Source organism: Candidatus Allofontibacter sp., assembly GCF_038145245.1.
GTDB lineage: Bacteria > Pseudomonadota > Alphaproteobacteria > Pelagibacterales > Pelagibacteraceae > Fontibacterium.
In genome coordinates, this window is sequence record NZ_JAYQPI010000027.1 from 1 (window position 1) to 12,544 (window position 12,544).

Here is a 12,544-nt window from a genome sequence, read left to right on the forward strand (position 1 = left end):
TCTTTGTTAATAAATTTTAAAAAATTAATTTCTTTATTAATATCAAGTTCTGTAATTATTGAATTATCAATAGAAACTATTACATTATTAGTTAATTGTTTTGCATTAACATTAGAAAAAAAAAATAAAAAAGATAATAGTAAAAAAAATTTTTTTTTACTCATTTTTTAGAATAATTGTTTTCCACCAATAGAAGGTAATATGTTTGATGTTGTGTAGTTATCTCCAAATGGTAATAATGTTACGCCAAAGAAAATACTTGTTGCTGGTCTTAAGTCTTTATCAGATGAGTAATTTTTCTGAAAATAAAAACCATATCTTATACATTCGTTTTCATTTTCAATTCCAAGTTTGTGAGAATTAGTTAGGTCTGTTTTAAGATTTCTGTCGGTAGAAGCTATTAATTTAGTGTTATCAGTTAAGTAGGAAGTTAGATTTGCCTTAGCATATCTTTCACTCCCAACATGATTATTTTTCTCATAAAAATTAAAATTAATTTCACCTTGTTTCAAAAAAGTTTTTACATTTAAGTCGTTATAATAAATGTGGTTAAAATTGTTATCTAAAGTATTTTTAAGAGTTACATCAAAATTACCAGGACTGAAGTATTTTGCTTTAGTCACTAAATCTGAATTTTTATTCTGCAGCGAAGATTTTGTTGGCATGTCAGGATCTTCGTTAAATTTTATAACTTGTCCTATTGAAAAATCTGCTGAAGCAGGATTGCTTTTGTTTGTAATTTTTTCTTTCCAGTTCCAGTCTAAACCAATGTTAAAAGATAAGTCCTTTTCTATTAATTCATCTGAATTCATTCTATTCATTGAAAATAAGTTATCAGTGTTTAATAAGGTATCGTTAGATCTTGCATTAGTCATTTTTCCTGGAGAATAACGAGTGAGGATTCTAGGAATTAAATACTGTTCAGATTCTTTTGATAATTTAGCAAACGGTAATGAAGCATCAATACCAACAATTGGGTTAATTTGACTATTTAAGTTTTCGTTTGGAGTTCTATAGTCAGAATAATAGTTAATATTATTAATTTTTGTAAGAAATTTATATCCAATTCCAAGATTTGTATTATAGGATTCTTGAGTTGTGTAATCTAAGTTGTTTATAAAAGTTGTTTTGTTTTGATTGGTGTTTGCATTTAAACTTCTAAAACTTGAGTTAAAGTTTAGATTATTATTTTCCAAAAAGTTATATTTAGAATAAATAATTTCTGGAAGAATATATTCGTATTGATCAGATGCTTTTGAAATACTGTTATTTTGATATGCAGCAGTTTTAAGATTTAGACTTTCATTCTTTCCAAATGAGTTAAAATATATTTCATTAGTTAATTTTGTTAAATCTTCTTTTACAAGATTAGTTTTAAAACCATCAATAGTAGAATTTATTTTATTTACTCTCAAATAAGTAGGGTTGTTTACTCTCTGAATTTTTGCATTAAATTCACTTTTATCTAAGACTTTGTCTTCAAAATTAAGATTTAAGTTTCCAAATAAATGATGTCTGGAACCATCCGTTTGAGTATTTGTTATTTCTTTATATCCTTCGGTAAATCCACCTTCTAATGTTAAAGAGCCATTTTTATATTTTTCTCTATACTCTCCTAATAACAATGGATTTTGTTTAAAATAATAAGTAGGACTAATTGTAAAATCAGCTGATTCAGAGAGTGGATAAAAATAAGGAATTTTAATTGTTGAACCAATATCTGCTCCTAAAGAAGAAAATGATGGAGCTAAAAACCCCTCTTTTCTTTTTACACTTGGATCTGGATGAGAAAAATAAGGTGTATAAAGAACTGGAAAATTATTTAAATCTAGAGTTGCATTTTTATAAGTAATTTGTTTTTTTTCTTTGTCGTGTGTTACTAAGTCAGCATTTAAATTCCAAAAAGGGCATCCTTCTTTTTCATTAGATGATTTACAAGATGTAAATTTTCCATCTTTAAGAATAGTTATATTGTCTTTTATACTTACTTCTTTTCCAGAAAGTTTTGGTTCTATAAATTCATTAAATTTATCTTTAGATTGAAACTTTTCTTTATTCAGATCCGAACTAAGATTGTAACCAATAATTTCATTAAATTTATCATCAGCATTTAATTTGCTAAAATAATATATATTTTTATAATTATCTAAATATTTTACTTTATTTTCGGCTGTGATAATTTTTTTTTCTAAGTCGTATTCAAAATTTTCTGCTGTTAAAGTTCTATTTTTGATATCAGAAAACTTTGAATTTCCAAAAGTCTTCAAGAGTTGAGTTGATTTATTATATATAATTTTATCAGCAGAAATTTGTTTTCCTTCTTGATTTTTAGCTACCACATTTCCTATGGCTTCTATAATATTGTTATCTTGAGAATAAGTTAGTTTGTCTGCAGAAAAATTGTAAATATCTTTTTGCTGAGAAAAACTAATATTTGAACTTAATAAAAATATTCCAAAAAATAATTTAAAAAAAAATTTATTTTGCATTAACCTGAGTAATTCCTACTAAATTTATTAAAATTATGAGAAATATAGGTATCCACACCGAAAAATCTACAGATATTATGCCAGATTTAGCTATTGTTATTGATAAATCATTTAAAAAATAAATTATTATGCTTATTATTACTCCGTAGGTTCCATATTTTAGGTAATTAGAAGTCTTTCCTAAATTTATAATCATTAATCCAGAAAGTATTGACATGGCTAATAAGTAAATTGGAAAGGATATTAATTTTTGATACCTAATTCTAAGATCTATAGTGGAGTATCCTTTATCTTCTAATATTTGCATTTCTTTATTAATGTCTAATAAAGAAGTTGTTTCGGTATTTTTGTAAACATTTTTAAGTTCATTTATATTTATATTGCTAGTGTAGTTATAGTTATTAAAATAGTTCTCTTTATTATTTTTTTTATTTCCAGAAATAATATGAACTTTATTTAGTTGCCAATTTTTTTCTTTAATAATTCCCTCTTCAGCATCAATTCTTCTAATAAAATTATTATAAAGATCATAATTATAAATAGTGATTTGATTTATAGTTGAAAAATCTTTATTAATTTTTTCAATTCTTACTATATTTTTTTCTTTATCATTTTTATCAAGAATCCATATTCCAGTTTCATTTACAAATACTAAATTTTTTGTTTCATTATATTGAGAACGTAATTCTTCATAGTATTTTAACATTGAGGAAGAAAAAGGCGTAACCAAAAATATAATAATATAGCCAATAACAAATGAAGTTAACGCAGGAATTAATATAATTTGAATATTTGAATATCCCATTACTCTTAATGAGATGACTTCGTTATGATTGTAAATTTTTAGATAAAAAACTATTCCTCCAAATAAAACAATAAACGGAAATAAATTTATTAATACATTAGGGATTTTTAAAACAGTAAATATTATAAAAAATATAAATTTAAGATCCTTTTTTGATTTAAAAAAATTAAACTCATCTAATAAATTAATTAAAAGAATAATTGAAAGCATAACTGCTATGACAACAAATAAACTTTTTACATATTCATTTATTATGTATCTGTTTATAGATTTTAACATTTATGATTTGATATTTTCTCTATTAAGAAAGTAATTTAACAAAATCCAATTTATTATTAAAAATAACAGTGGAGAAACGTACAAAACTAAACTTGCGAATATTTTTTTGGAACTAAGATCTAATAATATTTCGCTTACTATTATTATTGAGATTCCATATGTAAAAATTATTATTTTTAATAAATTATTATTTATTACTTCTTTGTTTGTTATAATTAGAAAACACGCTAATAAAACTAATGAAGGAATAAATAAAGGCATTATAATTCTATCATTTAGTTCACCAATTATATTAGAATGTTGTGAGTCATTTTTAATATTTAATCTTTTTATTAATTCAAATAACAAAATTTCATTAAATTTATAATAATCTACTGTTTTTTTATTATATTGACTTAGATCAAGCGTTGTTTTGTCAAAATCTAATATAGAAATTTTTTTATCCTTTCGTTCCTCTTGTATGCTCCCATCAACTAAGACAAGTAAATTTTTTTTATTTTCATTGATAACAACTCCTGATTTTGCAATTATAGTTTTTTTTATATCTGCATTATCTTCAAATAAAATAATATCTTCGAGCTCATTAATTTGATTTTTTTTTCCTACATAAATTGTTAATTTCTTAAGAGGATTATTAAAATTATTTTGTTTTAATAAAGGAGCAATACTGCCAACTCCAGAGTTTAGAAGTAGATATCTCGAATAATTAGAAAAATATGGAACTATAAAAGATCTAATAATTACAAGTATTATAATTAATATAATTGATGATTTTAACAAATAATAAATAAATCTTTTTTTTTCTAATCCTGAAAACCATAAAGCTTTAAGTTCATTATGGTCTTCAAATTTTGAGATAGTTACAACGAGAGATATAAAAAAAATTATTAATGAAATCCTTGAAAAAAATTTTGGCATTATTGATAAAATGTACAGAAAATAAGTATTAATAGAGTTTCCTTCTTCGCCGATTAGATCGAGTAATCTTACAGCCTGCGTGATCCAAATAATAAGTCCAAATGCAAGTAGAATAGAAATATAATTTTTTAAAAACTCTTGGATAAAATAGTATCCTAACTTGTTTTTTTTCATTTTGATATGTATATGATCTTATATCATTATGTTAGATTTAAAGATAACTCCAAATGTTAATAATAATTTAGATTATTATATTTTTTTTTGTGAAAAAAATTTTTCGTTTAATTCAAAAAAATTATCATTCATAAACATAAGTACTAATGAAATCAGTTCTATATTGTTAAAAAATAAAGATGAAGATTATTTTGTATTTAATTATCATAATATCAAACCTAAAAAAATTATTTTTGTAAATCAGAAAGATAATAGAGACGAATCTGAGAATCAAAATATTGGTGGCAAAGTTATTAGCGAAATTAAATCAGCAAAAGAAATCAATGTTATTTTTTCTAATGAGAATAAATCTTTTGAGAATTATTATTTTAATTTTTTTTTAGGATGTTTTCTTAAAAAATATACTTTTGTAAAGTATAAAACAATTTTAAAAAAAAATGAAAATGCTAAAGAAAAAATAAAATTATTTATTACTTCATCTAACAATAATTTTTTTGTTAAAATTAAAAATAATATTGAAGATATTGTTCATGGAGTTTTTCTAACAAGAGATTTGGTTTCTGAACCACCTAATTATTTAAATCCTGAAAGATTTGTAACTGAAATAAAAAAACTCTCTAATTTAGGTCTTAAAGTTGATATTTTTGATTATTCAAAAATGAAAAAAATTGGAATGAATGCATTATTAGGTGTTGCTCAAGGAAGTAAAAATCTACCTTATTTTGTAACTATTACTTGGAAACCAAAAAATTCGAAAAATAAAAATCCTCTATCGTTTATTGGAAAAGGAGTTTGTTTTGACACCGGTGGTATTTCTTTAAAACCAGCAAAATTTATGGAAGATATGAAATACGATATGGCTGGAGCTGGGGCTGTTGTAGGATTAATGAAAACTTTAGCACTTAGAAAATCGAAATCTTATGTTATTGGAGCAGTTGCATTAGTTGAAAATATGCCAGGTGGGGCCGCACAAAGACCTGGCGATATCGTAAAATCTTATTCTGGTAAAACTATTGAGGTTCTAAATACAGATGCTGAGGGAAGATTAATTCTTGCTGATGCAATCTATTATATGGATGAACAATATAAACCAGAATTAATAGTTGATTTAGCAACACTTACCGGAGCAATAGTTATTTCGTTAGGAAATGAATATGCAGGATTATTTTCTAATAATGATAAATTAGCAGAAAAATTAATTAAAGCTGGAGAAATTGAAAACGAAAAACTTTGGAGATTTCCATTGCATAAAAATTATGACAAGTTAATGGATTCTAAAATTGCAGATATTCAAAATATTAATTATTCCGGAGGAGCAGGTTCTATTACAGCGGCACAGTTTTTGCAGAGATTTTTAAAGAATAATACACCTTGGGCGCATTTAGATATTGCAGGAATGGCTTGGACAAAAAAAGATTTAGACATTATCCCTACAGGAGCAACAGGCTATGGTGTTAAATTATTAAATAAATTTGTAGAAAAATATTACGAATAAAATGGAAAAAACTTTATCAATTATAAAACCAGATGCTGTTGAAAGAAATTTAATAGGGCAAATAGTGAGTATTTTTGAAAAAAATTCATTGATAATTCATTCTATTAAGAAAGTTAAATTATCTAAAAAAATGGCTGAAGATTTTTATTCTGTTCATAAAGATCGCCCTTTTTTTAATGATCTTTGCAATTATATGAGCTCAGGTCCAGTTGTTGTTATGGTGTTAGAAGGCGACAATGCTGTCCTTAAAAATAGAGAAATTATGGGAGCCACAAATCCAAAAGATGCTGCAAAAGGAACAATAAGAAATTTATATGGCATTTCTTTAGATAAAAATTCAGTTCATGGCTCTGATAGCAAAGCAAATGCTAAAATTGAAATAGATTTTTTCTTTAAAGATTAGTTTTTAAACTATTTTCTTGCAAACAATGTCGACTGCTTTTGGGTAAATTGAATGTTCTGCATTTAAGACTCTTTTTGCTAAAGAATTTGCATTATCGGTTTTTAAAACTTTAACTTTTGTTTGTAATATTTTTTTACCAGAATCAAGTTTTGCTGTAACATAATGAACTGTTGATCCTGCATATTTATCGCCTGCTTTTATAGCTCTTTCATGTGTGTTTAACCCTTTATATTTTGGAAGCAGGGAAGGATGAATATTAATAATTTTAATTTTACATTTTTGAATGAATTCTTTCGACAAAATTCTCATAAATCCTGCTAAACATAGTAAGTTAATTTTATTTTTTTTAAGATAGCTTAAAGCTTTCTCCTCAAACTGAGTTTTTTTTTTCTCAATTACGTAATTTATAATTTTATTTTTTTTAGCATAAGTTAATCCTTTAGCCTCTTTCTTGTTTGAAATAACTAATTTGATTTTCCAATTAGTATTATTCTTTTTAGAATATTTAATTAATTCTTTTAAGTTTGATCCTCTACCGGAAATAAAAACACCAACATTAATATTTCCAGTTAATTTTTTCATTTAGTATAATTTTTTTATTATTATTACTTTTTATAATAGACCCGATTTCATATGGTTTTAAAGATTTATTAAAAACTTTTGAGATTTTTTGATAATTTTTTTTATCTGTAATTATGCAAAAACCAACTCCACAATTAAATGTTTTAAGCATTTCTTGATCGTCAACTCCGTTTGATTTTATCCATTTTATAATTTTGTTTGGTTTAATTTTCGAAAGATTAATTTTAGCACTATAGTTATTAGGAATTACTCTTGGTAAGTTCTCAATAATTCCTCCACCAGTGATATGTGCACAACCTTTAATCAACTTCATGCTGTGAAGTTTTAATATTTCTTTAACGTAAATTTTAGTAGGAGTTAAAAGATCCTTATATAATCTTTTATTTTTATTAACTTTAATTTTTTTATCTTTCAGAATTTTTCTTATTAAAGAATATCCATTAGAATGAGCTCCCGTTGAAGGCACTCCTAATATTATATCGCCATGTTTAATTGAATTTCCTGTGATTACATTTTTTTTTCCAACAATTCCAACAGCAAAGCCAGCTAAATCAAAAGAATTTCCAGTATACACACCAGGCATTTCTGCTGTTTCACCACCAGATAAAGAACAGCCTGCAATTCTACATCCTTTTGCTATGCCAGATAATATTTGTTTATATTTTTTTTCAATAACTTTCGGAATTGCTATATAATCTAAAAAGACAACAGGTTTTGCACCTTGTACAATTAGATCATTTACACACATTGCAACTAAATCAATGCCGATAGTCCTAAAATCATTTAGATGATTTGCTATCTCTAGTTTAGTCCCAACTCCATCAGTTGAAGTTACAATAAGAGGGTTTTTAATTTTATATTGTCCTAGATCAAATACAGATCCAAAGCCTCCTATGTTTTTAAAGTTTTTAATTTCACTCCCTTTAATTTTTGTGGATTTTGATAATTTAGAAATGAATTTGACTAGATTTGTGGTTTTTTCGATATCAACGCCACTATTAAGATAGGTAAAATTTGAATTATTCATTAAAAAAAATATTAACGCTTCAGCAATACACTTGTTTTCTTAATTTACAATCAGTTTTTAGATAAGATTTTTTATAAAAATAATGTAATTTTATGTTTTTTTATGAAAGATCAAATAGTTTTTAAATTTCCAGAAAAAAGTTTTTATTATGAAGAAGATTTTTGTGTAGGAGAAAATAACTATAACGCTTATAAATTAATAAAGGAATGGCCAAATTGGAGTTTTAAAGGAATAAATATTTATGGCCCAAAAAAATCCGGAAAATCTTATTTAACAAAAATTTTTTCAGATAAGGCTAACTCTAAAATTTTTGAAGGAAGAAAGGTTAATAAAGACAATCTAGATCTAATTTTAACTCAAAAAGTATTAATTGTAGAAGATATAGAATTATTTAATGATGAAGTTTTTTTTCAAACAATTTTAAATGATTTTATAAGTAAGAATAAATTTATTTATTTAACTTCTGCTAAATTAGTAGGAACAATTTCATTTAAACTAAAAGATTTAATTTCACGTTTAAATTCATTAGTTGCCGTTGAAATTACTAATCCTTCTGATGATTTATTTTATCAAATCTTAACAAAGATGCTTTCCGATAAACAAATTAAAATTACTACAAAAGAAGTTAATTTTGTTTTAAAAAATATTGAGAGAAGCTATGAAGCCGCATCTAAGTTTGTTAAGAACTTGGATCAATTATCATTATTGTATAAAAAAAAAATAAATACCAAAATTATTAATCAGGCGCTTACAGATATTATTTAATTTTCTTAATATTTTTTTTTAAATTCGTAATTTGTTTTGTTAATTCTTTAATTTCAATACTCTTCAAATTTTTAGAAATAATAGAAGTTTGTTCATTTTTTATATTTCTTATAATTTCTTTATCAGAAAATATCCAATTTTTAGGAAGATTAATTTTCTCTGCTATTTTGTTTCTTAGACTAATTATTTTTTTAAATTTTTTATGCTTTAAAATATTATTACCTAATTTTTTTTTAAAAATTACCGGATAATCTTCATGAGTAATTTTAAAAACTTCCTCTTTAATTTTTTTATTAAATAATTCTAATTTATTATTTTTAACTAATTTATTAACTAATTTATTAAAAACTATTTTTAGATAGTAAACGTCATTAATTAAATAATTAATTCTTTCTTTACTTATTGGTCGTTTAAGCCAATCTTCTTTCTGTAAAGATTTATCTAAATTAATTTTGCAGAAGTCTTGCACTAATTTTTTATATGATGGAGTTTCATTATAACCATTAAACATCGCTGCAATTTGTGTATCAAAAACGGTAAATAAAATTTTTTTAACTATCGGTAAGAATATTTCTAAATCTTGTCTGCAAGAATGAATAATTAATGTGATATTTTTTTTGTTTAAAAACTTGAAGATTTTCTTAAATTTAATTTTTTTTTCTAAGCAATCAATAATTCCTATATTCTCTCCATCAAAAATAACTAAAACTGATATAATAGCTTTGTAAGTTGATCTTCTTTCAAATTCTGTGTCTAAGAAAAATTTTTTTTTATTTTTAATTTTTGCAATAAATTGATCTAGTTCTTTATTGTTTTTAATTAATGAGAAATTATGATTGTTTTTTTTGAACATTAACTGTATCTCAATTTATTATTAAAAAGGCTGGTTTGATTTGAATAAATATAGAACTCACAATTGCGCAGAACTTACAATTAATAATATTGGTAAGCAAACTATTCTGTCTGGATGGATTCATAAAAAGCGTGATCACGGCAATTTGTTATTTATCGATTTACGAGATCATTATGGAATGACTCAATGTGTCATTGATAATAAAAATGAATATTTTTTAGCACTAGAAAAAATTAAACTAGAAACAGTTATTCGAGTAGAGGGAGAAGTTGTTGAGAGAACTCCAGAAACAATTAATAAAGATCTTGCTACAGGCTCTATTGAAGTTTTAATAAGAAATTTCAACGTATTAGGTTCAACAAAAGAACTTCCGTTACCGGTATTCAGTGATCAGGAATATTCAGAAGAAATAAGATTAAAGTATCGTTATTTAGATTTAAGAAGAAAAAAATTACATCAAAATATTATTTTAAGATCGAATGTTATTTCATTTATTCGAAAAAAAATGGAGAGTCTTGGTTTTTTAGAGTATCAAACTCCTATTTTAACTTCTTCTAGTCCAGAAGGAGCAAGAGATTTTCTAGTTCCAAGCAGATTAAATCCTGGAAAATTTTACGCTCTTCCTCAAGCACCTCAACAGTTTAAACAGTTAATTATGGTTTCTGGTTTTGATCGATATTTTCAAATTGCTCCATGTTTTAGAGATGAAGATGCAAGAGCAGATAGAAGTCCAGGAGAATTTTACCAATTAGATATTGAAATGTCTTTTGTTGAACAAGAAGATGTTTTTCAAGTAGTAGAACCATTACTTTATGAGGTTTTTACAAAATTTAGTAAAGGTTATTCAATCAGCAAAACTCCTTTTAAAAGATTTAAATATAAAGATGCGATGTTAAAATTTGGAACAGATAAGCCAGACTTAAGAAACCCAATTGAAATTAATGATGTTACTGAAATTTTTGAGAGAGAAGACGTCAAATTAGAAATATTTAAAAAGTTAATTCAAAAAAAATCAGTAGTAAGATGTGTTGTTGCAAAAAATGTATCTTCAAAACCAAGAAGTTTTTTTGACAACTTAGATAAAGGCGCAAAAACAGAAGGGGCTTCGGGACTAGGTTATATTATTCTTGAAAATAATAATGGAAAATTAGAGGGAAAAGGACCTATAGCTAAATTCTTCTCTGAAGATGCAATAAACACTTTATGCAAAAAAATCCAAGCTACTGGTGGTGATGCTATATTCTTCGTATGCGATATTAAGAAAAATGCTGAAAAATATTCAGCATGGGCAAGAACTGAAATTGCAAAAAATTTAGAATTAATAAAAGATAATGTATTTGAATTTTGTTGGGTCACTGATTATCCAATGTTTGAATATAATGAAATTGATAAGAAAATTGATTTTAGTCATAACCCATTTTCTATGCCACAAACATCGATGGATTTAATTGAAAAAACAGACCCATTAGAATTATTAGCCTATCAGTATGACATAGTTTGTAATGGTATTGAGTTGTCATCTGGAGCAATTAGAAATCACATTCCAGAATTAATGTATAAATTATTTAAAATTGCAGGTTATTCAAAAGAGGAGGTCGATAATAAATTTAGTGGTATGATTAATGCCTTATCTTATGGAGCACCTCCGCACGGAGGAATAGCGCCAGGGATTGATAGAATTATTATGTTATTAGCAGGAGAAAAAAATATAAGAGAAGTTACGATGTTTCCGTTAAATCAAAATGCTCAAGATTTGATGATGAACGCACCATCAGATGTTTCTGAAAAACAATTAAAAGAGTTAAATATTAAATTAGTTAAAAAAGACTAATTTATTTTTTTGCTCTTAATATTTAATCTAATATTACTTAAATCTACTAATTTTTCTTTATACTGATTTCTTAAGAAACCTTTACTTGTAATATTTTTAAGAACGTCGATAAGCTGAGCGTTTTCTTCAGAGTCTTCTGTTTGATCAGTTTTTTTAATAGAAGGAGTGTGAGCAAGGTCTTCTCTTCCTAGATAAGAGATTGCAAGTTCTCTAAATAAATAATCTAAAATTGAAGATGCAGATAAAATTCTATCATTACCCTTAACTTTTCCAGATGGTTCAAATTTAGTGTTAATGAATGCATCAACATATTCTTCTAGCGGAACGCCATATTGTAAGCCTAAAGATATCGCTATTGCAAAGTTATTCATCAAAGATCTTACAAGTTCACCTTCTTTGTTCGTATCAATAAATATTTCACCAACTCTTCCATCGTCATATTCACCTATATGCAAATAAACTTTATGATCACCAATCATTGCTTTTTGGATATAGCCTTTTCTTCGATCAGGCATTTTTCTTCTTTCACTAAAAGCTTTGTTTTCAGTAGTTAAAGATGAAGATTTGTTATCTTGAATATTATTAAAAATTGAAGAAGTTATATTTTCACTAATTTTTTGACTGGAAATTTCTTTTACTTCCTGTTCTTTGCTTTGAGCTTTACTAGCTTGCGCTTCTGCTAATGATTTAGTCTTTCTTTTATTAAATTTAACGTCCAAAACCTCAACTTTTCCATCTTTTCTGTTATCAATTTCCTGAAGAGCTTCGTTTGTTAATTCTTGTAAATTATGAGTGATTTTAAATAAGCAAGTGTAAAAACTTTCAGCAATATATTTAGACATTTTATGATTCTTAAAAATTTAATGACTTCAAATCACTATTTTAATCTGTAATAAGTGTCTAGTTAAAAACAGACAACTTGA

The 12,544-nt window shown here is 25.1% G+C and carries 11 protein-coding genes; 4 read left to right on the forward strand and 7 right to left on the reverse strand.

Going from position 1 to position 12,544, the window contains the following annotated elements:
• Window positions 1-167 precede the first annotated feature (167 nt).
• Genes AC8IGH_RS04085 through AC8IGH_RS04095 form a run of 3 tightly spaced genes read right to left on the reverse strand, consistent with a single transcriptional unit; the run spans window position 168 to window position 4,665 of the window.
• The gene (locus AC8IGH_RS04085; protein WP_507419445.1) at window positions 168-2,489 is read right to left on the reverse strand and encodes an LPS-assembly protein LptD; all 2,322 of its coding nucleotides are present in this window, start codon (window positions 2,487-2,489) and stop codon (window positions 168-170) included.
• A complete protein-coding gene (locus tag AC8IGH_RS04090) occupies window positions 2,479-3,573 on the reverse strand; it encodes an LptF/LptG family permease (protein WP_507419446.1) in 1,095 nt (364 codons plus the stop codon). Before AC8IGH_RS04090 ends, AC8IGH_RS04085 begins: the two co-directional genes overlap by 11 nt.
• Window positions 3,574-4,665 (reverse strand): LptF/LptG family permease, encoded by a 1,092-nt coding sequence (locus AC8IGH_RS04095; RefSeq protein ID WP_507419447.1) that lies wholly within the window; start codon window positions 4,663-4,665, stop codon window positions 3,574-3,576.
• A gap of 28 nt (window positions 4,666-4,693) precedes the next feature.
• Between AC8IGH_RS04095 and AC8IGH_RS04100 the strand changes: the two genes are divergently transcribed.
• Together AC8IGH_RS04100 and ndk are read left to right on the forward strand one after the other, a co-directional pair.
• Window positions 4,694-6,160 (forward strand): leucyl aminopeptidase, encoded by a 1,467-nt coding sequence (locus AC8IGH_RS04100; RefSeq protein WP_507419448.1) that lies wholly within the window; start codon window positions 4,694-4,696, stop codon window positions 6,158-6,160.
• Between the two features lies 1 nt (window position 6,161).
• The gene (ndk, locus tag AC8IGH_RS04105; RefSeq protein WP_507419449.1) at window positions 6,162-6,563 is read left to right on the forward strand and encodes a nucleoside-diphosphate kinase; all 402 of its coding nucleotides are present in this window, start codon (window positions 6,162-6,164) and stop codon (window positions 6,561-6,563) included.
• A gap of 3 nt (window positions 6,564-6,566) precedes the next feature.
• Here the strand turns inward: ndk and purN are convergent, their stop codons facing one another.
• Both purN and purM read right to left on the reverse strand, forming a co-directional pair.
• Entirely contained in the window at window positions 6,567-7,145 is a 579-nt protein-coding gene (gene purN, locus AC8IGH_RS04110; RefSeq protein ID WP_507419450.1) for a phosphoribosylglycinamide formyltransferase, read from the reverse strand.
• Window positions 7,120-8,172 (reverse strand): phosphoribosylformylglycinamidine cyclo-ligase, encoded by a 1,053-nt coding sequence (gene purM / locus AC8IGH_RS04115; RefSeq protein ID WP_507419451.1) that lies wholly within the window; start codon window positions 8,170-8,172, stop codon window positions 7,120-7,122. Before purM ends, purN begins: the two co-directional genes overlap by 26 nt.
• Window positions 8,173-8,274: 102 nt before the next feature.
• Between purM and AC8IGH_RS04120 the strand changes: the two genes are divergently transcribed.
• Window positions 8,275-8,937: a P-loop NTPase family protein gene (locus tag AC8IGH_RS04120; protein WP_507419452.1), complete on the forward strand. Its 663-nt coding sequence runs from the start codon at window positions 8,275-8,277 to the stop codon at window positions 8,935-8,937.
• Here the strand turns inward: AC8IGH_RS04120 and AC8IGH_RS04125 are convergent.
• A complete protein-coding gene (locus AC8IGH_RS04125; RefSeq protein ID WP_507419453.1) occupies window positions 8,930-9,790 on the reverse strand; it encodes a ribonuclease D in 861 nt (286 codons plus the stop codon). The genes AC8IGH_RS04120 and AC8IGH_RS04125 overlap by 8 nt on opposite strands.
• Window positions 9,791-9,830: 40 nt before the next feature.
• On the opposite strand from AC8IGH_RS04125, the gene aspS reads away from it, so the two are divergent.
• On the forward strand, window positions 9,831-11,621 hold the full coding sequence (gene aspS / locus AC8IGH_RS04130) for an aspartate--tRNA ligase (protein ID WP_507419454.1): 1,791 nt from the start codon (window positions 9,831-9,833) through the stop codon (window positions 11,619-11,621).
• Here the strand turns inward: aspS and AC8IGH_RS04135 are convergent.
• On the reverse strand, window positions 11,618-12,463 hold the full coding sequence (locus AC8IGH_RS04135) for a TSCPD domain-containing protein (protein ID WP_507419455.1): 846 nt from the start codon (window positions 12,461-12,463) through the stop codon (window positions 11,618-11,620). The two genes, aspS and AC8IGH_RS04135, sit on opposite strands and share 4 nt — an antisense overlap.
• Window positions 12,464-12,544: the final 81 nt, after the last annotated feature.